The sequence below is a fragment of the Microbacterium sp. NPDC089186 genome, assembly GCF_040685115.1.
Classification (GTDB): Bacteria; Actinomycetota; Actinomycetes; order Actinomycetales; family Microbacteriaceae; genus Microbacterium; species Microbacterium galbum.
This window is the reverse complement of the sequence record NZ_JBFBHJ010000001.1, coordinates 826,349-847,772: the sequence shown is the minus strand read 5'-3', so window position 1 is coordinate 847,772 and position 21,424 is coordinate 826,349. Positions and strand designations below refer to the sequence as shown.

At 68.5% G+C, this 21,424-nt stretch carries 21 protein-coding genes; 7 read left to right on the top strand and 14 right to left on the bottom strand.

Features of this window, described 5'->3' with window-relative positions:
* Position 1: 1 nt before the first annotated feature.
* From AB0N82_RS04040 to AB0N82_RS04025, 4 genes are all read right to left on the bottom strand, one after another.
* The gene (locus AB0N82_RS04040) at positions 2–1,075 is read right to left on the bottom strand and encodes an ABC transporter permease (protein WP_315994159.1); all 1,074 of its coding nucleotides are present in this window, start codon (positions 1,073–1,075) and stop codon (positions 2–4) included.
* A 70-nt stretch (positions 1,076–1,145) separates the two neighbouring features.
* Positions 1,146–2,777, bottom strand: coding sequence for an ABC transporter substrate-binding protein (locus AB0N82_RS04035; RefSeq protein ID WP_315994158.1), 1,632 nt, complete (start codon positions 2,775–2,777; stop codon positions 1,146–1,148).
* Positions 2,778–2,981: 204 nt separating this feature from the next.
* The gene (locus AB0N82_RS04030) at positions 2,982–3,731 is read right to left on the bottom strand and encodes a 3-hydroxybutyrate dehydrogenase (RefSeq protein WP_363388425.1); all 750 of its coding nucleotides are present in this window, start codon (positions 3,729–3,731) and stop codon (positions 2,982–2,984) included.
* Between the two features lie 5 nt (positions 3,732–3,736).
* Positions 3,737–5,095 (bottom strand): MFS transporter, encoded by a 1,359-nt coding sequence (locus tag AB0N82_RS04025; protein ID WP_363388422.1) that lies wholly within the window; start codon positions 5,093–5,095, stop codon positions 3,737–3,739.
* Between the two features lie 105 nt (positions 5,096–5,200).
* Between AB0N82_RS04025 and AB0N82_RS04020 the strand changes: the two genes are divergently transcribed.
* A complete protein-coding gene (locus tag AB0N82_RS04020) occupies positions 5,201–6,103 on the top strand; it encodes a LysR family transcriptional regulator (RefSeq protein WP_363388419.1) in 903 nt (300 codons plus the stop codon).
* Between the two features lie 7 nt (positions 6,104–6,110).
* Here the strand turns inward: AB0N82_RS04020 and AB0N82_RS04015 are convergent, their stop codons facing one another.
* Together AB0N82_RS04015 and sfnG are read right to left on the bottom strand one after the other, a co-directional pair.
* Complete coding sequence (locus AB0N82_RS04015; protein ID WP_363388416.1) at positions 6,111–7,151, bottom strand: putative FMN-dependent luciferase-like monooxygenase; 1,041 nt, start codon at positions 7,149–7,151, stop codon at positions 6,111–6,113.
* A gap of 18 nt (positions 7,152–7,169) precedes the next feature.
* Entirely contained in the window at positions 7,170–8,390 is a 1,221-nt protein-coding gene (gene sfnG, locus AB0N82_RS04010) for a dimethylsulfone monooxygenase SfnG (protein ID WP_363388413.1), read from the bottom strand.
* A gap of 124 nt (positions 8,391–8,514) precedes the next feature.
* On the opposite strand from sfnG, the gene AB0N82_RS04005 reads away from it, so the two are divergent.
* A complete protein-coding gene (locus AB0N82_RS04005; RefSeq protein WP_363388410.1) occupies positions 8,515–9,576 on the top strand; it encodes an LLM class flavin-dependent oxidoreductase in 1,062 nt (353 codons plus the stop codon).
* A 2-nt stretch (positions 9,577–9,578) separates the two neighbouring features.
* Here the strand turns inward: AB0N82_RS04005 and AB0N82_RS04000 are convergent, their stop codons facing one another.
* Positions 9,579–10,892, bottom strand: coding sequence for a PLP-dependent transferase (locus AB0N82_RS04000; RefSeq protein WP_363388407.1), 1,314 nt, complete (start codon positions 10,890–10,892; stop codon positions 9,579–9,581).
* Entirely contained in the window at positions 10,885–11,826 is a 942-nt protein-coding gene (locus tag AB0N82_RS03995) for an alpha-L-glutamate ligase (RefSeq protein ID WP_363388404.1), read from the bottom strand. Before AB0N82_RS03995 ends, AB0N82_RS04000 begins: the two co-directional genes overlap by 8 nt.
* Positions 11,827–11,928: 102 nt before the next feature.
* Here AB0N82_RS03995 and AB0N82_RS03990 point away from each other — a divergent pair, with 102 nt between their 5' ends.
* Positions 11,929–12,759 carry a class I SAM-dependent methyltransferase gene (locus AB0N82_RS03990; protein ID WP_363388401.1) on the top strand — a complete coding sequence of 277 codons (831 nt, stop codon included), beginning with the start codon at positions 11,929–11,931 and terminating at the stop codon, positions 12,757–12,759.
* Here the strand turns inward: AB0N82_RS03990 and AB0N82_RS03985 are convergent.
* From AB0N82_RS03985 to AB0N82_RS03975, 3 genes are read right to left on the bottom strand one after another with little or no spacing between them, the layout of a single operon-like run.
* Positions 12,737–13,273, bottom strand: a complete 537-nt coding sequence (locus tag AB0N82_RS03985) for a hypothetical protein (protein WP_363388398.1) — start codon at positions 13,271–13,273, stop codon at positions 12,737–12,739. The two genes, AB0N82_RS03990 and AB0N82_RS03985, sit on opposite strands and share 23 nt — an antisense overlap.
* Before the next feature lie 17 nt (positions 13,274–13,290).
* Positions 13,291–15,057, bottom strand: a complete 1,767-nt coding sequence (locus tag AB0N82_RS03980) for an alpha/beta hydrolase (RefSeq protein WP_363388395.1) — start codon at positions 15,055–15,057, stop codon at positions 13,291–13,293.
* Entirely contained in the window at positions 15,054–15,344 is a 291-nt protein-coding gene (locus tag AB0N82_RS03975) for a type VII secretion target (RefSeq protein WP_363388393.1), read from the bottom strand. Before AB0N82_RS03975 ends, AB0N82_RS03980 begins: the two co-directional genes overlap by 4 nt.
* A 190-nt stretch (positions 15,345–15,534) precedes the next feature.
* On the opposite strand from AB0N82_RS03975, the gene AB0N82_RS03970 reads away from it, so the two are divergent.
* From AB0N82_RS03970 to AB0N82_RS03955, 4 genes are read left to right on the top strand one after another with little or no spacing between them, the layout of a single operon-like run.
* A complete protein-coding gene (locus AB0N82_RS03970) occupies positions 15,535–16,473 on the top strand; it encodes an ABC transporter ATP-binding protein (RefSeq protein ID WP_363388390.1) in 939 nt (312 codons plus the stop codon).
* Positions 16,470–17,270 (top strand): ABC transporter permease, encoded by an 801-nt coding sequence (locus AB0N82_RS03965; protein ID WP_363388387.1) that lies wholly within the window; start codon positions 16,470–16,472, stop codon positions 17,268–17,270. The genes AB0N82_RS03970 and AB0N82_RS03965 overlap by 4 nt, the downstream gene beginning before the upstream one ends.
* Before the next feature lie 20 nt (positions 17,271–17,290).
* Entirely contained in the window at positions 17,291–18,394 is a 1,104-nt protein-coding gene (locus AB0N82_RS03960; protein WP_363388384.1) for a sensor histidine kinase, read from the top strand.
* Positions 18,391–18,996: a response regulator transcription factor gene (locus AB0N82_RS03955; RefSeq protein WP_363388381.1), complete on the top strand. Its 606-nt coding sequence runs from the start codon at positions 18,391–18,393 to the stop codon at positions 18,994–18,996. The genes AB0N82_RS03960 and AB0N82_RS03955 overlap by 4 nt, the downstream gene beginning before the upstream one ends.
* Before the next feature lie 7 nt (positions 18,997–19,003).
* Here the strand turns inward: AB0N82_RS03955 and AB0N82_RS03950 are convergent, their stop codons facing one another.
* From AB0N82_RS03950 to AB0N82_RS03940, 3 genes are all read right to left on the bottom strand, one after another.
* Positions 19,004–19,807 carry a hypothetical protein gene (locus AB0N82_RS03950; RefSeq protein ID WP_363388378.1) on the bottom strand — a complete coding sequence of 268 codons (804 nt, stop codon included), beginning with the start codon at positions 19,805–19,807 and terminating at the stop codon, positions 19,004–19,006.
* Between the two features lie 59 nt (positions 19,808–19,866).
* On the bottom strand, positions 19,867–20,139 hold the full coding sequence (locus AB0N82_RS03945) for a hypothetical protein (RefSeq protein WP_363388375.1): 273 nt from the start codon (positions 20,137–20,139) through the stop codon (positions 19,867–19,869).
* Between the two features lie 839 nt (positions 20,140–20,978).
* Entirely contained in the window at positions 20,979–21,371 is a 393-nt protein-coding gene (locus AB0N82_RS03940; RefSeq protein ID WP_315994598.1) for a DUF779 domain-containing protein, read from the bottom strand.
* Positions 21,372–21,424 lie beyond the last annotated feature (53 nt).

Below are 21,424 nucleotides of genomic sequence, written 5' to 3'. Positions count from 1 at the left end.
GTCAGTACCTCACTCGCGGGTCGATGATCGCCGCGATGACGTCGACGAGGAAGTTCGTGAAGGCCACCAGCACGGCGATCATGACGACGATGCCCTGCACGGCCACGAAGTCGCGGGCCTTCAGGTACTCGCTCAGCATGAAGCCCAGGCCCTTCCACTCGAAGGTCGTCTCGGTCAGCACGGCGCCCGACAGCAGCAGGGCGATCTGCAGACCGATGACCGTGATGATCGGGATGAGCGCCGGACGGTACGCGTGCTTGGTGACGAGGCGGTACTCCCCCACGCCGCGGGAACGCGCCGACGTGACGTACTGCGATCCCAACGTGCCGATCACGTTGGTGCGCACCAGCCGCAGGAAGATGCCCGCGGTCAGGATGCCGAGGGCCACACCGGGAAGGATCGCGTGGGTCAGGACGTCGCCCACCGCCGCACCGTCGCCGAGACGGATCGCGTCCAGCAGATAGATGCCGCTCGGGGCATCCAGAGTCGACAGCTTCAATTCGGTGCGGGTGCTGGCACGGCCGGCGACCGGCAGCACGCTCAGCCACACCGCGAAGACGAGCTTGAGCAGCAGACCGACGAAGAAGATGGGGGTCGCGTAGCCGAGGATCGCGCCGATGCGCAGCGTGGCATCCTGCCAGCGGTCGCGGCGGTACGCAGCGATGAGCCCGAACGGGATGCCGATCAGCAGCGCCACGACGAGCGCGTAGATGGCCAGCTCGAGAGTGGCCGAGCCGTACTGCAGCAGGATGCCGATGACCGGACGGTTGTCGGTGATCGTGGTGCCGAAATCGCCCCGCAGCACGCCCCAGATGTACTCGAAGTACTGCTGGTAGAGGGGGCGGTCGTAGCCGGCGGCGGCAATGCGTTCCGCGAGCTGCTCGGGAGGGAGGCGCCCGCCGAGAGCGGCCGTGATCGGGTCGCCGGTGACCCGCATGAGCAGGAACACGACGGTCACGAGGATGAAGACCGTGGGGATGATCAGGACGAGTCGGACGAGGATGTAGCGCCAGAGTCCGCCGCCTTTGGGGGCGGCGGGCGCGGCGATGACGGGGGCGTCGACGGCGGTGGCCATGAGGACCTAACTGGGGGACGGAAAGCGGCGGGCACCCGGTCCGCCGAGGGACCGGGCACCCGCCGATCGATTACTTGTGCAGCGGGGCGTAGCGGAACTTGAAGGAACCGTCGAGGACGGCGCCCTCCACGCTGGAGCCCACGACCGCGACCTGCTTGCCCTGGAGCAGCGGCAGCGTCGAGAGGTCGGCGGCCACCTTGTCCTGGATCTCGCCGAGCTGCTGCTCGCGCGTGGTCTTGTCGGTCTGCGTCGCCTCCTCGACGAGGAGCTTCTGGACCTCGGCGTTGTCGTAGTGGTTGCCGAGGAAGTTGTCCGCCGAGAAGAACGGGGTCAGGTAGTTGTCGGCATCCGAGTAGTCCGGGAACCAGCCGAGCTGGTACGCGGGGTACACGTCGGCCGTGCGGTCCTTGGAGTACTGCACCCACTCGGTCTGCGCGAGGTTGACGGTGAACAGACCGTCCTCCTCGAGCTGCGCCTTCACCGCGGCGTACTCGTCGCCCGACGAGGGGCCGTAGTGGTCGCCGTTGTACTGCAGGTTCAGCGTGACGGGCGTCGAGACCCCGGCGGCCTCGAGCGTGGCCTTCGCCTTCGCCGCGTCGGGCATGCCGCTGCCGTCGCCGTACAGGCCCTTCAGGGCCTCGTTGGCGCCCGCGACACCCTGCGGCACGTACGAGTACAGCGGCGAGTAGGTGTCTTTGTAGACGTCGGTCGCGATGGCCTGACGGTCGATGAGGTCGGCCGCCGCCTGACGCACGGCCAGGGACTTGGCCGCATCGGCCTCGGGCGTGGTGGCGCCGAAGGGCATCGTGTCGAAGTTGAAGACGATGTAGCGGATCTCTCCACCGGGGCCGTCGACGATCTTGACCGCGTCGTTCGACGACAGGTCGGCGATGTCCGTCGCGCTCAGGCTGCGGAACGCGACGTCGATCGCTCCGGACTGCACGTCGAGCTTGAGGTTGGAGGCGTCGGCGTAGTACTTCGCCGAAATGCCGCCGTTCTCGGGCTTCGGCAGCGAGCCCTGGTAGTCGGCGTACGGCGCGTACGAGATGAGCTCGTTCTGCTTGTACGACTCGATCGTATACTGCCCCGCGAAGGGCTTGGCCTCGACGATGGTGTCGTCGGGGGTGACCGCATCGGCCGAGAAGACCTCTTCGTCGACGATGGGCGCTGCCGGGCTCGACAGGATCTGCGGCCAGATCTGGTCGTTGCCGTTCTTCAGGGTGAAGACGACGGTGGTGTCGTCGGGCGTCTCGACGCTGTCGAGGTTGCCGAGCAACGAGGACGGGCCGTTGGGGTCGGCGATCGTCACCTGACGGTCGAACGAGAACTTCACGTCCGACGAGGTGAGGTCGTGGCCGTTCGCGAACTTCAGGCCCGACTTCAGCTTCACGGTGTACTCGGTTGGCGACGTGAACTCCGCCGACTCGGCGATGTCGGGCGTGACGTCCGAGGTGCCGTACTGGCTGTTGAGCAGGAAGGGGTAGACCTGGTTCATCACGGCGAACGAGCCGTTGTCGTACGAGCCGGCCGGGTCGATCGAGCTGATCTTGTCGGTCGTGCCGACCACGAGCGGGTCGCCCGAGCCGCTGTCGGAGCCGTTGTCTCCCCCGCCGGCGGAGCAGCCGGCCAGGACGATTGCCGAGGCGCCGAGAGCGCCGAGGGCGAGACCGAGACGGCCTCGACCACTGGTGTGCAGTGTCATTGCGTTACCTCTGCTGTGAAGTGTCGATCGCGACAAATGCCGCCATCCTTCGGACATCTTTGTCCTCGGCGGGCTGGTCACCAATTGCTCCGAGGTTTTTTTACATTACCGAAACCCACGGAAGAATTCGGATTTCTTCTTGCGCGATCTCCCGGACCCCCGAATATCTCCGCGCGGGAGCGCTCCCGACACGGCCGCCGCCGCTCAGTGCGCCGACCAGCCCCCGTCCATCACGTAGCTCGTCCCGGTGACCATCGCGGCATCCGGTCCCGCGAGCCAGAGGGCGAGGGAGGCGACCTCGGCCGGCTCGACGAGCCGTTTGACCGCGGCGTCCTTCAGCAGCACCGTCTCGAGCACCTCGGACTCCGGGATGCCGTGCGACCGCGCCTGATCTGCCAACTGCTTCTCCACGAGCGGCGAACGCACGTATCCGGGGTCGATGCACACGCTCGTCACGCCGTGGGCGCCGCCCTCCAGTGCGGTCGTCTTGGAGAGCCCCTCGAGGCCGTGCTTGGCCGCGACGTACGCCGACTTATATGCCGAAGCGCGTATACCGTGAACGCTCGACACGTTGAGCACTCGTCCGTATCCGCGCTCGTACATGGCGGGGAGCGCCGCGCGGATGAGAAGGAACGGCGCCTCCAGCATGAGTCGCAGCATGAAGGAGAACTTCTCCGGCGCGAAGTCCTCGATGGGACTGACGTGCTGGATGCCGGCATTGTTCACGAGGATGTCGACGTCGAGCTCCAGATCGGCCAACGCCGCCGTGTCCGACAGGTCGACCCCCCAGGCGCGGCCGCCGATCTCGTCGGCGAGGGCCTTCGCCCCCTCGACGTGGAGATCGGCGACCGTCACCTCGGCGCCTGCTTCGGCGAACGCCCGCGCGATCGCCGCCCCGATGCCGCCGGCACCACCGGTGACGAGGGCGCGGCGTCCGCTGAGGTCGATGGTCATGGTGCTCACTTCCCCCGCGCGGCGTCGGCGGCGTCGATGTCGCGCAGCGAGATGCCGCGCGTCTCCTTCAGCGACAGTACGGCGATCGAGGTCAGCACGCAGGCCGCGACGATGTACAGCGCGATGGGCAGCCACGAACCGAAGTCGCGCAGCCACTGCGTCGCGAGGATCGGCGCGAGCGAACCGGCCAGGATGGCCGTCACCTGGGCCCCGAGCGAGACACCCGAGTAGCGCATGCGCGTCGGGAACAGCTCGGCCATGACCGCCGGCTGCGGCGCGTACATGCCGGCGTGGAAGACCAAGCCCAGCGCCACCGCGGCGACGATGACGACGGGGTTCAGCGTGTCGAACATCGGGAAGGCGAAGAACGCCCAGGTCGCGCTGAGGATCGCGCCGGTGAGGTACACGGGCTTGCGCCCGATGCGGTCGGCGAGACGCCCGATCGGGGGGATCACGGCGAAATGGATGACGTGCGCGATCAGGAGCGCGAGCAACAGCTGGCTCGTGTCGTAGGAGTGCACGACCTTCAGATACACGATCGAGAAGCTGACGACGATGTAGTAGACGATGTTCTCCGCGAAGCGCACGCCCATGGCCTGGACGACGCCTTTCGGGTAGCGGCGCAGCACCTCGACGACGCCGAACGAGGTGGCCTTCTCCTGCGGCACCTGCTTCTTGGCCTCGAGGAAGATCGGGGCCTCCTCGACGTGGGTGCGGATGTAGAAGCCGACCAGCACGATCACCGCCGACAGCCAGAACGCGACGCGCCAGCCCCAGTCGAGGAACGCGGCGGGGGAGAGGATGAACGACATCACCAGCAGCACGGTGGTCGCGAGGAGGTTTCCGACCGGGACGGCCGCCTGCGGCCAGCTCGCCCAGAACGCACGGGAGCGGTTCGGGCTCTGCTCCGCGACCAGCAGGACGGCACCGCCCCACTCGCCGCCGACCGCGAAGCCCTGGATGAACCGCAGGGCCACGAGCATGGCGGGCGCCCAGTAGCCCACTGAGGCGAAGCCGGGCAGGCAGCCCATCAGGAAGGTCGCCGCGCCGACGATGATGATCGTCGCCTGAAGGGTGGGCTTGCGTCCGAAGCGGTCACCGATCTGTCCGAAGACGATGCCCCCCAAGGGGCGGGCGACGAACCCGACGGCGTAGGTGACGAAGGCGGCGATGATCCCGTCGAGCGGGGAGCCCGACGACGGGAAGAAGAACGTGCCGAACACCAGGCTCGCAGCCGTGGCGTAGAGGAAGAACTCGTACCACTCGACGACCGTGCCGGCCATCGACGCGGCGACGACCCTCTTGATCTTTCCGGTGGAGGTTTCGGAGGAGGCGCTGCGCTGCGCCGTGGCGGGGGGTTCCATGCTGGCTCCTTCGGTGTCGACGGTGACATCCGTCGTCGAGTCTGCGGCGACCCGTGCGTTGCGGCAATGCCCAGTCCTGCGGAGTGTGTGTGCACAATCGCACACATGGATGCCACGACCGTCCGCGCCGACGACCTCCTTACGCTCCTCGCGGTCGCGCGTACCGGGCGCTACACGGCCGCGGCACAGCTTCGTGGCGTCGACCACACGACCGTCGCGCGGCGGATCTCGGCGCTCGAAGACGCCCTCGGCGGCCGGGTCGTCTCGGCATCCGGCCGCGGGTGGGCGCTGACGCCCCTCGGTCATCACGCGGTCGAGACGGCGGGCCGCATCGAGGCGGCGATGTCGCACCTCGCCGGCGGGGGAGTCGAACCCGACCCCGTGTCCGGCGTCGTGAGGATGTCGGCCACCGACGGCTTCAGCGCCTACATCGCGGCGCCCGCGGTCGCGGCTCTGCGGGAACGGCATCCCGAGCTCTCCGTCGAGATCGTCACGGCGCAGCGACGGGCAGCCCTGCACCCCGGGCTCGACGTCGAAGTGGTGGTGGGGGAGCCGCAGTCGTCGCGGGGGCACGCCGTCGAGCTCGGGCGCTACACGCTCGGTCTGTACGCGTCCTCCGCTTACCTCGCCCGGGCCGGTCGACCCGCGCGCATGGAAGACCTCGAGCAGCATCGGCTCGTGTACTTCGTCGACGCGATGCTGCAGGTCGAAGCCCTCGATCTGCCGCGCCGCGTCGTGCCGCACATGCGCGACGGCCTGAGCTCGACCAACGTGCTCGTGCAGGTCGAGGCGACGCGCGCGGGCGCCGGGATCGGGCTGCTGCCGTGCTTCACGGCCGACCGGCACGACGATCTCGAGCGGTTGCTCCCCGAGGAGGTGAGCGAGAGCCTGCCGTACTGGATGATCGTGCGCGCCGAGTCCCTGCGGATCCCCGCCGTCGTGGCCCTGGCCGACGCGCTGCGCGAGCAGACGGCGCGGGCGGCGGCGATGCTCGCCGGCCGAGGGTGACGCCCGGTCAGGACGAGATGGACGGCGTTCCCACCTCGTGGAGCTCCGCAGCGGCCTCCGCTCCCGTCCGCAGTCCCAGCCGCGGCGCGACCTCCGTCGCGAGCAACTCGATCGAGCGGAGGGTGATCGCGGGCGCCGGGTCGACGGAGTGCACTTGGAACGCCACATCGGTCGCGAACGCGAGGGTCCGGTCCGCGGAGAGAGAGGTCACGACCTGATCGACCGTCCCCAGGTGCGTATCGGTCAGGCGTGCGAGGTCACGGAGGTCTCCCTTCGCATTCCTCTTGAGGAATGTACGCGTCAAGCGCCGAACACCGTGCTCGGCTGCGCTCCACGCCTCATCGAGGTGGTCGGCATCCACCACCACCGCTGTTCGCGAGGCGAGGATGCGCGGCGGCACACCGCCGGGCAGAGCGGCGAGATACGCCTCGACGATCGGGACCTGCACCTCGGAAAGCGTCTGCCGGTCGTCACGCGGTTGCGTGCGGGACAGCAGCAGACCGTCGCCCGCGAGTCCGGCACGGCGGCCTCCCTCGACGGAGAACGTCGCCTGCCAGAGCCGCCCGCCGAGATGCGGTGCGGCGGGGTTCAGGAGCAGCTCCGTCCCGCGGATGCCGCGCCCGGCGAACGCATCCCGCAGCACCGCCATGTGAGCGGCCTGGATTTCGCGTCGGTCGTCGGAGGAACGCTCGAACGCGGCGAATGATGACGGGGTTCCGCCCGTACCGATGCCGAGCTGGACGCGACCCCCGCTCAGGGCATCGACGACGGCGGCGTCCTCCGCCACCCGCACCGGATCGTCGAGGGGCAGGGTGACGATACCGGTGCCGAGGGCGATGCGCTCGGTCTGCACCGCAGCCGCCGCGAGGAAGGGGAACGGGGACGGCAGCCCGCCCTCATCCCGGTCGAAGTGGTGCTGCGCGACCCACGCGGAGGCGAACCCGTGCTCTTCGGAGGCGCGCACCTGCGCGAGCCCGGTGCGATACCGCTCGCCGTCGGTACCGGCATCCAGCAGCCGCGTGAAGAAACCGAGCCGTGCACTCGTCATTCCGTCGTCCTCTCCCACTCATTCCCGGTGCGGAATGTTGTCGACGTCCAGGCTAGGACGAGTGCCGGGGGAGCAGGCGGGTGGGCGACGACTCCCACGCCCTTCCCAGCGCGCGGCGACCTCGATCGGGTCGCCGGTGCGGGCGAGATCTGCCTCGAGCTCCCGCACGATCGGGATGACCGTCTCACCGAAGCGCTCGAGCTCTTCCTGGAAGTGCAAGAAGCCGAGGAGGAACAGGTCGACTCCGCGCTTCTTGTAGGCGATGATGCGCTCCGCGATCTGTTCGGCGTCGCCGAAGAGCTGCGTACGGAAGCCGTCGTTGTACTGCACCAGATCTTCGAACGACGAGTCCGCCCACATGCCCTTCTTGTCCGTCGTCGCGTTCCCCGCCTCCTGGACGCTGCGGCGGAAGCCCTCGACGGCCCCTCCATCGGCGTGCGCGATGATCTCGCGCAGCTGCGCCTCGGCCTCGGCCCGGCTGTCGCGCTGGATGACGAAGCCGTTCAGCCCGAACCGCGTGCGACGACCGTGCTCCGCGGCGACACGGGTGACGTCGTCGTACTGCTCGGTGAAGCCGTCGAAGTCCTTGCCGTTCGAGAAGTACCAGTCCGAGAACGCCCCGCCGTTGAAGCGGGCAGCTGTCGAGTTGCCGCCCTGGAAGATCTCGGGATGCGGACGCCCCGGCACCTCGTACGGGAACGGACGCAGCGTGAAGTCGGTGATGTCGTAGTACTTCCCGTGGAACGAGAAGGTCTCCTGCGTCCACAGCCCCCGCAGCACCTGGATGAACTCGGCCGCGCGCTCGTACCGCTCGTCGTGCTCGAGCCACTCGAGCCCCAGATCGGTGTATTCGTCTTTGAACCAGCCGCTGACGACGTTGACCGCCGCGCGTCCGTGCGAGAACTGATCGGCCGTGTTGATGAACTTCGCCAACACCGCCGGATGCCAGATCCCGGGGTGTATCGCCGAGATCACCTTCAGCTTCTCGGTGGCCAGCAGCAGGGCGAGGCTGATCGAGGTCGACTCGTGCTGCTGTGCCGCCCCGTAGCTCGAGGCGTAGCGCACCTGGCTCAGGGCGTACTCGAAGCCGACGCGCTCCGCCGTCTGTGCCAGTTCGACGTTGTAGTCGTAGCCCCAGTCGGTGCGCTGCTCGACCGAGCTGATGACCAGCCCGCCGCTGACGTTGGGCACCCAGTAGGCGAACTTCAGCGGCTCGTGGGTGGGAGTGGGATCGGTCACGGGGTCCTCCTCGCGGATCGGAACCCGGCTACCGTCGCACCGCCGTCGACATCGGGCAACGGTGTGTGACGGACCGTTTCCTCGCGTGACGACACACGACGTCGACCGGGTCAGGATGGATGCCATGACCTCCCCCCAGCGCGTGCGTTTCGGCTACTGGACCCCGATCTTCGGCGGCTGGTTGCGCAACGTCGACGACGAACAGACGCCCGTCTCCTTCGCTCACATCGCCGACATCGCCCGCGTCGCCGAGGAGGGCGGTTTCGATCTGACCCTCATCCCCGAGCTCAACCTGAACGACATCAAGGGCGTCGAGGCGCCGTCGCTCGATGCGTGGGCGGTGACGGCGGGACTCGCCGCGGTGACGTCGACCCTCGAGCTGATGACCGCCGTGCGCCCCGGTTTCCACAACCCGTTTCACACCGCGAAGCAGGCTGCGACGATCGACGAGATCAGCGGCGGCCGATTCACGTTGAACGTCGTCTCGGCGTGGTGGGCCGAGGAGGCCAAGCAGTACGACGGTCTGTTCAGCGCGCACGACGATCGCTACGCGCGGACCATCGAGTGGGTCGAAGTGCTGCGCGGCCTGTGGTCGCAGACGCCGTTCGCGTACGAGGGCGAGTACTACCGCACCGAGGGCACGTACACCGAGCCGAAGCCGCGGGTCGTGCCGCGGTTGTACGCGGGCGGTGAGAGCGAGGCGGGCCGTGCGGCGATCACGCGCTTCGCCGACGCGTATTTGACGCACGGCGGCACGCTCGACGAGCTCGAGGTCAAGGTCGCCGACATGCGCCGCCGCCGCGCGGAGGCGGGGGCCACGCCGTTCGAGGCGTTCGGGATGGCCGCCTATGCGGTCGTGCGCGCAACGGAGGACGAGGCGCAGGCCGAGATCGACCGCATCACCGACGTGCGCGGGGGAGCGGCATACGGGTCGTACCAGGACTTCGTGAGCAAGTCGAAGCTCGACACCCAGGTCGACCTCAAGGAGTACTCGGTGTCGAACCGTGGCCTCCGCCCCGACCTCGTCGGAACACCCGACCAGGTCGCCGAGCGCATCGTGCAGTTCGCGAACGTGGGTGTCTCGACGCTGCTGCTGCAGTTCTCGCCGCACCTGCCCGAGTTGCAGCGCTTCGCGGAAGAGGTCATCCCGCGCGTGCGGCGCTTGGAGGCGCAGCGCGACGCGTGACCTCAGTGCGCTGCGCGCAGCGCGTGCTCGAGATCGGCGATGAGATCGTCGGCGTCCTCGAGGCCGATCGACAGGCGGATGAGGCCGTCACCGATGCCGAGGCGGTCGCGCGTCTCCTGCGTGAAGCCGAGGTGCGTGGTGGTCGCGGGATGCAGCGCCATGGAACGCGTGTCGCCGATGTTCGTCATGCGGCTGAACAGGCGGAGAGCGTCGAAGAAGCGCTCCGCGGCGGCGCGGCCGCCTGCCACGGTGAAGGAGAAGACCGAGCCCGACAGGCCGTCGTAGTCCCGCTGTGCGAGCGCGTGCTGCGGATGCGAGGGGAGACCGGCGTAGTCGACGCTCTCCACCGCTTCGTGCTGATCGAGCCATTCGGCGATGGTGCGGGCGCTCGCGAGGTGCTGACGCATGCGAACCGACAGGGTCTCCATGCCCTGTTGCAGGAGGAAGCCGTTCAGCGGCGACAGCGCCGGTCCGGTGTCGTTGGCGATTCCGAATCGCAGCGACAGTTCGAAGGCGCGCGCACCGAAGGCCTCGACGAACGACGGATGCGTGGCCACGGGCGTCTCGGTGAGCGCCGGGTAGGAGCGATCGGATGCCGCCCAGTCGAACGTTCCGCCATCGACGACAGCGCCGGCGAGATTGGCACCGTGCCCCGAGAGGAACTTCGTCGCGGAGTGCACGACGACGTCGGCGCCGTGCTCGATCGGCCGGATGAGGAACGGCGTCGCGATGGTGTTGTCGACCACGAGAGGGATGCCGTGGCGGCGCGCCACCCGCGCGACGGCGTCGATATCGACCACGTCGTTCTTCGGGTTCGGGAGGGTCTCGGTGAAGATCGCCTTCGTCTCGGGTCGGATGAGGGCGTCCCACTCCGCGTCGTCACCGGGGTTCCAGACGTACTCGACAGTGACGCCGAGACGCGCGAACGTGCGGTCGAAGAGCACGCGCGTGCCGCTGTAGATGCTCGCCGTGGACACGATGTGCTCGCCGCTGCCCGCGAGACCGAGGAGCGCCATCGAGATGGCCGCCTGTCCGGATCCCACGACGAGCGCCCCGGACCCGCCCTCGAGCGAGGCGAGACGCCGTTCGGCCACCTGGTTGGTGGGGTTGGCGTTGCGGGAGTACAGGTGGCCGAGGTCGACCGCTCCGAACCGGTCGGTGGCCTCCTGGAACGACCGGAACCGGTATGCCGCCGACAGGTGCACGGGGGTGATCCGCGATCCGTGCGTCAGGTCTTCTTCTTCGCCGGCGTGGACTTGGCGGGTCGCGAACCCGAATCCCGTCCAGTCGGTGTGAGGAGCAGCCGGTTCAGCCACGCAGACCGACCGCTTCCTTCGGGAGCAGAGAGCCGAGCCAACGGGCGACCTCACGAGGGCCCGAGCGGGGAGCGGTGGCCTCGACGTCGGGGTTGTAGTTCGTGTTGGTGTTGACGTCGTAGGTCACGGTGCGACCATCGCGGGTCTCGATGAACTCGATGCCGGCGATACCCACTCCCTCGGCTGCGAGGAAGGCGAGGTAGCGGTCGATGAGCACAGGGTCGACATCGTCGCGACGGCGGAAAAGGGGTTCCGGTTCCGCTCCGTCTGCGCCGGGGACGGCGCACGCCTCGGCGGGGCACAGCTCGAAGCTGCCGGCGCTGGTGTCGACGCGAACGGCGTAGACGAACTCACCCGCCACGAACTCCGCCCGGGTGATGAACGGCGACGCGGCGACCAGGAACTCCTGCAGGAGCGTGATCCCGTCGGGGGAGGGCTCAAAGTCGGGGCTGCCGACCCACTCCGCGAACTCGTCGACCGTCTCCCACCGCCGCACGCCGAGACCCTTGCCGCCCTGGTTGTGCTTGCTGATGAACGGGGCGCCGAACTGCTCGGCCTGGCTGACGAGGTCGTCGATGCCGAACACCGCCACCGTACGCGGGACATCGATGCCCGCGTGTCTCAGCGCCGCGTGCTGCGCGACCTTGCTGACCTCGAGTTCGAGCACATCTGCGCCGTTGATCACCGTTCGTCCCCACGACGAGAGCCACCGCAGGACGGCGCGCCCGAACTCCTTGCTGTGGGCGTGGTCGCGCGTGTGCGCGGAGGCGCTCAGGCGCGACCAGAAAATGCCCTCTGGCGGCTCGACGGCCAGGTCGATCGACCCGTCGGTGAGCATCCACTCCTCGAACGGCACGCCCTCGGCTTCGAACGCCGCAGCGAACGGCGGGATCCACTGGGGATTTTCGTGGATGACATAGACCTTGCCCGACATGCGGCCAGGCTAACGCGAGGCTCCGACATCGCGCTCTCCCGCCGTCACGAGGCGACACCGTCGGCGCTTGTCCCTAGGCTCGAATTCCGCCGAAGGGATGCCATGAATTCTGACTTCATCGACGCCAACCGCGCCAACTGGGATGAGCGCGCCACTCTGCATGCCGCCCGAGACGGTTCGGGCTACGGCGTCCAGCGATACGTGGACGATGCCGAGGCCCTGTCCGACGTCGTCCGCTTCGACGCACCCCTACTGGGAGACATCGCCGGCAAGCGCACGGTGCACCTGCAGTGCCACATCGGCACCGACACCCTGTCCCTCGCCAGGCTGGGCGCCCGGGTGACCGGTCTCGATTTCTCCGAGAACGCGGTGACCGAGGCCCGCAGGCTGGCCGATGAAGCCGGCGCCGACGTCGAGTTCGTCCAGTCGGATGTGCGGAAGGCGGCCGAGGTGCTCCCGCGCGGCGCGTTCGATCTCGTCTACACCGGGATCGGAGCACTGTGCTGGCTACCGTCCATCGATGAGTGGGCGGGCGTCGTGGCGAATCTTCTGACGCCGGGCGGAACCCTGCACATCCGCGAGGGGCACCCCGTGCTGTGGTCGATGAACGAGACCCTGCCGGGCCTGACCCTGGCGTTCCCGTACTTCGAGCAACCCGTTCCGCTCGAGTGGGACGACGACAGCACCTACGTCGAGGTCTCGGCGCCGCTCACGTCGACGCGCACGTACGAGTGGAATCGCGGGCTCGGTGAGATCGTCACCGCCCTGCTCTCGCACGGCCTGCGCATCGACGCCCTGATCGAGCACGACAGTGTGCCCTGGGAAGCGCTGCCCGGTCGGATGACCCTGCGCGCCGACGGCGAATACGCGTTGTCGGAACAGCCTTCCGTGATGCCGCTGAGCTACACGATCAGGGCGACGAAGGTGGGCTAATAGTCGCTTCGCGCGATGAGTTCAACTCAGGCTGGAGCTTGAAAATGTCCCCCTGAACGCAGGGGCTGACGTAGCTGAAGTATGCCAGTCCTTCGTCGACCCAGATTTCGGTTATGGCACCGTCCTCATTTGCTCCGGCGAGGAACGGAGGGTCAGAAACGATGTACCGCGTCGGCTGTAACTCTGAGTTGACCGTCAGGGTCGCGTGTATTCCCAAGCGCGACCACGCCTCTCGGACGCGTGTCGCACGCTCTTCCGGCGCGTCATCGAGAGCAGCGTCGAGCCGCGAATCCAGACGCAGCTGCACCTCGGCTCGTCCATCATGCAAGCCGCAGGAATACCACTGCTCATCCAACGACCACCCGTCTGCGCCTAGGACCTGTTGAGCAGCCGAATACACCGTGTGTCCCGTGCGCAAGACGTCGTCGGGCGTCATGAGGCCCCCGCCCACCTGCCCGCCCGACGTGCAACCGGTCAGCATTGCGCCCGCAAAGCAATTGATGGCCATCAGCAACGCCCATCTCCTAAGGGTCAAAATGCACCGCCCTCCCACGTCTTGCCGTTCGAGATGATTCTGTCTCCCGGAGTCCCACCCAAAATGAGTCGTTCACCGTCTCCCATCGTTGCTAAAGCGGCGTTGTACATGGCGGTGGTATTACTCGTCAGGTAGCTCGCGTCGAGCATCGACTCCGTCCCGAAAGGACCGTGCTTTCCGACAGCGAAAAGTACCCTCCCGTCCACCGTCACTGCGTCTGACAAGAAGACCCGGGCACCGAACTCCGAGGATGTGGGGTCTATGCGTTGCGACAGCGCTTGCCCAACTGGGGCCCACCCATCGAGCTGAGCCTGCGAAGCGAAAACCTGCCCCTCCGGCACGTTCAAGTCGGAGGCACTTCCCACTTGCTTTGCAATTCCCGCTGAACCGAGCAGCACGAGATGGTCGGCCGCCGCGCGCCTCAGCGCGAGAGTGGCAACGTCTGTTCCATAGGAGTGTGCGACGACAGAAAGATCAGTGCCTGCCCCATATGCGGCGGTGGCACGCAACCCCTTTAGGTCATATGCGAGCGCGGATGCCCCTACCTCTGCGATAGCGTCACCGGCTACCTCTGCGGCGTTCACGTTCGGCATAGGTGGGTGGTACCCGATCCACGCGACGACCGCGACGGTGGCGCCATCTACCTGCGCCAGCTGAACCTGCTCGGCCGCGAACGCAGCCGCGAACTTGACGTAATTCTCGATGTCGTTGCCGACCGTGGTCCCCATGCCCGGAACGATGACACTCACATGCCCCGCCGTATCCAGATCCCCGACCGCGACCTGCGCCAACGGCGGCTGATCCAGCACGAGCGAAACGAGCGTGTTGCCGCTCGACGCTCTCTCCAGCGCCTCCAACGCGCGCACCTGATCCGACCCATCCGGCGCGATGTGTCGCGCCACCTCCAGCGCCTGCGCGAGCACGATGCGGTTCGCGCGGTCACGCGCGGCGTATGCCACACCTCCGAGGTTTCCGATGACGCCGGACGCCTCGGCGATCAGCACGTTCTGTTGCTCGGCGGTCAACCGCCGCCACCACGGCGCGATCTCTTCCGGCGGCGTCTGCTTCAAGCGGGCGATCAGGTCGGGGCGCACTCGCAGCAATGCCGTCAACGCCCGCGCATCGAGGGACTGGAGCACGTCAAGGACGCGTTCCGTCGTGACGGTCGCGACCCCCAGACCGACCCCCACGGAGGCCCAGACATCACCTCGTGCCCGCACTCTCCCGATCGCCGCGCGAACAGCCTGAGCGGCGACCTCGCCGGCTGCCGCCACGTCGGCGCGTGCGTCGGCGAGCATCGCCTCGGCTCGCCGACGCCCCTCCGTCCGCGTCACCGGTGCCGGACCCTGATGCCGCGGGTCGGTGATCAGCACCGGCCACCCGCGTGCGAGTGAGGTGAACGCCTGCGCCGCCGGTGCGGCATCCTCCGGCAAGGTCGATGCGAAGGTCCACGCTTCGATCGCGGCTGCGGCCAGCCCCTGCGCCCGTCGGAGCGCGAGAGCGTACGTCCGCATCGGTTCGACGATCGTCGCCACACCCTGACCGATCTCGACCCACCGCTGCGCGACGGCGCTCATGCGCGCCGCGTAGGAGTCGGCTCCTTCGCCCGTCCAGCCGTCGATCGAGATGTGCCGACGGAGGTCGGTTCCCGCCTCATCGGCGACCTTCTCACGTCGCTGGGCGACGTGGGAGACCTCATAGGCGGCCTCCACGGACCCCGGGACGAGCTGTTCGGGGAAGGACGCCGAACCGAGCCCGCTCACGACGGCCGTCCCAACGCTTTGATGCTCGCTTGGGCGCCTTCTTCCGACCGCTCGTAGAGACCGGCGGATTCGCGCAGCCCGTCTGCGACATCGTCGGTCTGCGCGACGGCCTCCGTCCACCCACCCGTCATCGCCTCCATGAGATCGGCCACCGCGGTGCCGAGCGCGCCGTGACCGAGGTCACGCGCATCGGCGACGGCCGTCTCGGCCTCGGCGCGGTGGACCGTCGCGTCGACGCCTGCTGCCGCGCGACGAAGGTTGTCGGGGGTGACCGTGAAGCTCCGCACCCCCGCAAGGTACTCAGAACGCCGCGACGAGCGCGGCGGTTGTCCACAGCCTCACCCGGACCGTGGCCCACCTTCGCCCGAGACGACGACGATGGGCGATCCGCGGCCGACCCCACCCATGACGAACGTCACCCCTGAGACGTGACCGGCGCCCCGGGTGCGCGGACCGGGTCGGCGACAGCATGAACACATGACCTCCTCCACCACCGGCCCCGCCGCGATCGACGCGCGGGGCGTCGTCAAGAGTTTCGGCTCCGTCCACGCCGTGCGCGGCGTGGATCTGCGCGTCCGGCCCGGCGAGATCGTGGCATTCCTCGGCCCGAACGGCGCCGGCAAGACCACCACGATCGACATGATCCTCGGCCTCACGAACCCCGACTCGGGCTCGATCGAGGTGTTCGGCCACAATCCGCGCGGCGCTGTCGCGCGGGGCCTCGTCTCCGCCGTGCTGCAGACCGGCGGGCTTCTGAAAGACCTCACCGTCCGCGAGACGGTCGAGCTCACGGCGAGCCTGTTCGCCGAGAAGCGTCCGGTCGACGAAGCGCTCGAGCGGGCCGGCATCCGGAACCTGGCGAACCGACGCGTCGGCCTCTGCTCGGGCGGTGAGGAGCAGCGACTGCGCTTCGCGATGGCGCTCGTGAGCGACCCCGCCCTCTTGATCCTGGACGAGCCGACCACCGGCATGGACGTCGAAGCGCGCCGCTCGTTCTGGAGCGCGATTCGCGCGGACGCCGCCCGCGGCCGCACCGTGATGTTCGCGACGCACTACCTCGAGGAGGCCGACGAGTACGCCGACCGGATCGTGCTGATGAGCCGCGGACGGATCGTCGCGGACGGGACGACCGCGGAGATCAAGAACCTCGTGTCGGGACGCGTCGTGCAGGTGTCACTTCCGGATGCCGACCTCGCGGCGCTGTCGGCATTGCCCGGCGTCGATTCCGTCGAGACGTTCGGCGAGCGCCTGACGATCCGCACGCGCGACTCCGACGTGGTCGCGCGCCACCTGCTCACCGCCACCGCCGCGCGCGATCTGGAGATCAGCGCCCAGAACCTCGAGAGCGTCTTCGTCGCTCTGACCATCGACTCACCGGCATCCGTCGATGCCCCCGCGAACGGAGCACTCCGATGACCACCGCGATCAGCCTCGACCGCTCCGCGCCCGTCCTGGGCGGCTTCACGCTCACCTACCTGCGCATCGAACTCGTGCGCAAGCTCCGCAACCCGCGTGCACTGTTCTTCACCGTCGCATTCCCCGTGCTGATGTTCTACATCATCGGCTACCAGATGCTCGACGAGCCCCTTCGGGGGACGCCGGTCGCAGACGGAGGAGTGTCGGTGGCCGCCTACATCATGGTGTCGATGGCCATGTATGGAGCGATGATGTCGGCGACCCAGACGGGCGCCGCGGTCGCTGTGGAGCGCGCTCAGGGGTGGACCCGGCAGTTGCGCCTCACGCCCTTGAACCCCCTGATCAACGTGATCGTCAAACTGCTGGCGGGCATGGTGTTCGGACTCCTCGCCGTCGTCGCGACGTACGTGGTGGCATCCTTCGCCGGGGTGGAACTGTCGTCGGTGCAGTGGGTCGTCACGGGTGTGGCGGGCTGGCTTCTGGCCGGCGCGGTGTTCACCACGCTCGGACTCATGGTGGGGTACATGGTGCCGGGCGAGAACGTGGCGCAGATCACGAGCCTGGCGGTGGTGCTGCTGTCGTTCCTCGGCGGGTTGTTCTATCCGCTGTCGACGATGCCCGACTTCCTGCAGACCATCGGCAAGCTCACGCCGGTGTACGGCATCGGCGTGCTGGCTCGCGCACCACTGACGGGCGACGCCTTCGACCTGGGTGCCCTCATCAACGCGGTCGTGTGGCTCGCGGTGTTCGTCGCGGGCACGGTGTACTTCTTCCGCCGCGACACGCGGCGGTCGTGAGTCGCTCTATCGTGAACGACATGAGCTCGACGACCGGCCCGGGGCGCCTGCGCGCTCCGGGCTTCGGTCCGAGCGATCGCGGGTGGTTCATCGGCGCAGGACTGTCGCTGATCTGGACGTTCCCGACCCTGCTCTCGCTGTGGGAGCTGCCCGATACGCTCGCACATGTCGTCGGTACGGTCATCATCGCGATCTTCGCCGGCGTCTTCCTGGTGTCCGTGCCGGTGATCCGGCGCACCCCGCGACGCCTGACCCGGCTGGCGCCCGCCGCGGTCCTGTTCGCGCTGAGCCTGTCGCTCCTTCCCTGGCTCGGAGGCGACATCCGCTGGATGTGGACGTTCGTCGGCGTCGCCGTCGCCGTCTCGCGGGCGGGCCGGCCGATCGTCTTCCCCGTCGTCGCAGCGCTGGCCGCGGGCGCGTTCTTCTTCGGCGCCGACGACGGGACCTTCCTCAGCGGGCTCAATGCAGCCGTGATCGTCTCGGTGTCGTTCATGATGTTCTCGTTCGTTGAGAACATCGTCACGCTCGAGAAGCTGCGCACCGCGCAGGAGCAGATCGCCGAACTCGCCGCCGAACGCGAGCGCGGCCGCGTCGCGCGCGACGTGCACGACATCCTCGGCCACTCGCTCACCGTGATCACCGTCAAGGCGGAGCTGGCCGGAAGACTGCTGGATGCCGGCTCCCTGGCCGCCCGCGACGAGGTCGCCCAGATCGAGCAGTTGGCGCGCGGTGCGCTCTCCGACGTCCGCACGACGGTCCACGGATATCGCGGGGTGAGCATCAGCGGAGAGCTCGCGGCCGCCCGTGCCGCTCTGGAGAGCGCCGGGGTCTCCGCCGACCTCCCCGGGACCACGGAGCAGGTGCCCGCCGACCGCCGTGAACTCGCCGGTTGGGTCGTGCGCGAAGCCGTGACCAACGTCATCCGCCATTCCGGAGCCACCGCCTGCCGCGTGCGGCTCGACGGCCGGTCGATCGAGGTCGCCGATGACGGCTGCGGCCCCTCGCCCGCGGCATCCACGGGTTCGGGGCTGACGGGCCTCCGCGAGCGCGTGGAGACCTCCGGCGCCCGTCTGACCGTCGGTCGCGGCGACCTCGGCGGATTCACACTGAAGGTGGCGTGGTGATCCGACTCCTCATCGCCGACGACCAGGCTCTGGTCCGCGGCGCCTTGGCCGCCCTGCTCGGGCTCGAGCACGACATCGAGGTCGTGGCCCAGGTCGGTCGCGGCGACGACGTGGTCGAGGCCGCCCGCGCCTCCCAGGCCGACGTGGCCCTGCTCGACATCGAGATGCCCGGCATCGACGGCATCGCCGCGGCGTCCCTCCTGCGTTCGGAGGTCCCCGGATGCCGTGCCCTCATCGTCACGACCTTCGGTCGCCCCGGCTACCTGGCGCGCGCCATGCAAGCCGGCGCGTCCGGATTCGTGGTCAAGGACACCCCCGCGGCGGAGCTGGCCGACGCGGTACGACGCGTCTCTCTCGGCCTGCGGGTGGTCGACCCGGCCCTGGCGGCCGAGTCGCTCGCGCAGGGCGACTCCCCGCTCACCGAGCGCGAGACCGACGTGCTCGCCGCGGCGCGCGGTGGCGGCTCGATCGCCGACATCGCGCGGACGGTGCACCTGTCCGAGGGGACGGTGAAGAATCACCTCTCCAGCGCGATCGGCAAGACCGGTGGGCGGAATCGGGCGGATGCGGTGCGGGTGGCGGTGGAGCGGGGGTGGCTGTAGCGAGCCGTCAGCGTCCGCCGATGATCAACGCGGCGACGGCTCCGCCCACCATGGCGACCGCCAGCAGGCTGAGCTGCCAGGCGACGCGGCGCCCGTTCACCCGCGCGTCGCGTGCCTCCCGGGCGTGCGTCCTGTTCGAGGTGCCGGATGGCGAGTGCGCACCCGCCGGGTGCCACTCACGCATCCGGCGCACGACGAGATCGACCGTGTGGAGGACGTGTCTCCACGACTCGGCATCGTCGGTGGAGAGCGACCGCGGCGCGTACAGGAACAGCCAACGACCCGCGAGCTCGAGATTCAGAGGGTAGGTCTGATCACCGAGAGCGGCGACGGTCTCGGTGGTCAGGAGGGAGTCGGCATCCTGTTCCGACCCGGGGGCCGCCTCGACGAGCACCCCGGGATGACGCTCGTCCTGCACGGCGCCGGCGGGAGTCGCGGGGAGGGGCGAGAGCCGACGGTTACTCCGCGCCTCGACGGTGAGCGACGGCGCGTCGACGCCCAGGTCGACGGCGGCATACCCCCACGTCCGGGTGTACTGATTCCCCTGGGCGATCTCGGCGTAGAAGCTGTCGCCGATCTCGATGGATGGGCTTCCGGGAATGCGCACGATGTTGACGGAGCGTTGCGAGGAGCGGGGCCGCCCGTCCGGTTCGCGGAAGACGACGCCCGGGAGGGGCTGCGCGACGGCGTGGGTGCAGTACTCCCACCCGTTCACCTCGGCGAGACGACTGACCGCGTAGGCGGTGGTGTTCGTCCGCGTCGGAGCGGGCACGGGGTGCGTCAGCGGGGAGTAATCGATCGCGGCGGGCACCCGCCCAGTCTGGTCGCCTCGAGCCCTCACTCGGCGCGCGAAACGAGTCCGAATGACATTCAGTCGGGCAGGAACAACGCCAGCGCGATGAGAGGGGAGGCAACGATGCCGGCCAACGCGATCGCGGCCGCCCACGATCCATCGACGACGAGAGTCCGCCCGCCCCCGGTCGGGTCCTTCGTCCCCGTGTACGTGACGAGATGGGGGATGTCGATGGTGGTCGCCATCTCGGTGGCGACAACCGCGAGCAGCATCAGCAGGATCGCGACGAAACCGGCCGCGATGACGGGGGAGAGCACGGCGAGAGTGAGACGCCGGACGCTGAACCTCATCTGGCGCCTTTCACACGGTGAACCCGCTCCGCTCGATGGCGGGCCGGGGACCGGGCGCCGGCCCCGGGGCACCACACGCTAGCGAGAGCCACACGAACGAGGATGCGTCAGGGGTCTGTCTTCACCCGGTTACCGGTGACGTTCGCCCACTCGCGTCCGCCCACGACGCGGCGATATCGGCCCTGTCGGCGACATCGCCCGGGCGGTGCACCTCCCCGGCACCATCGATGAGACTGGCGGGCCGAATTGCGAGAACGACGCGCGATCAGATGTGTCCGCAGCAGGCCAAAGCGCATCGCGAAGTCACCCTCCGGGCCAACTTTTGTCGTCGGCCATGTGGGCGACAACGCGTCCCGGTGATGAAGTTCGTTGCCGATCACTATGCGCACATGCGAATCTTCACGTGATCCTGTCTGCGACCTTCCATGAGCGGCGAGGTCACGTCGGTGACCCCCGAACGAGAGACGTCCTGCTGAGCCGTGCACGAAATCCTCGAGTTCCTCCGAGTCCCCGCGGTCGTGACCGTGCTTTCGGTCTTCGTCGGTGTGGGTTCGGGTGCGGCGCTCGAGCTGAGGAGTGCCCGCGCCCTGTGGGGCAGCGCGAGTGCTGTGTGCCTCACGGGTTTCAGCATCGCGGCCCTCGCGCCCGAAGCCGTCCTCGCACCGTCAGGCATCTGTCTGGGCTACGCCGTGACCGCCATGCTGAGAGACCGCAATCGACGAGAACGCACAACGCCCGGTGGCACAGAGGGCTAAGACGGGGCACCCGGGAAGACACCCGGGTGCCCCGTCCCGTGCTCGATAAGGCGTCCGCAGCCGCTCGCCTTGTCCGCTGCAACATCATTCGGCAGCAGCACGAACCCCGAACGCCACCGCCTCCTCCTCCGTCAGCATCCGCGACCGGATAAGGAACCGCATCCCCGTCGGACCCTCGACCGAGAACCCTGCGCCACGCCCCGGCACGACGTCGATGGTCAGGTGCGTGAATTTCCAGTACTCGAACTGCGACTCCGACATGTAGACCTCGATCGGATCGTCCACGCCGATATCGACCGTGCCCAGCAACACATCGCTCGGCCCGGTGAGGAACATGCCGACCGGGTAGCACATCGGCGAGCTTCCATCGCAGCACCCCCCGGACTGATGGAACATCAGCGGGCCGTGCTTCGCCGTCAAGTCGCGCAGCAGCGCGGCCGCGGCATCCGTCACATCCACGCGGGAAAGGTCTGGCATCCGTTCTTCTCCTTCGAATCCGGGAATGGGTGTGACCCCCGGGACGAACCCGG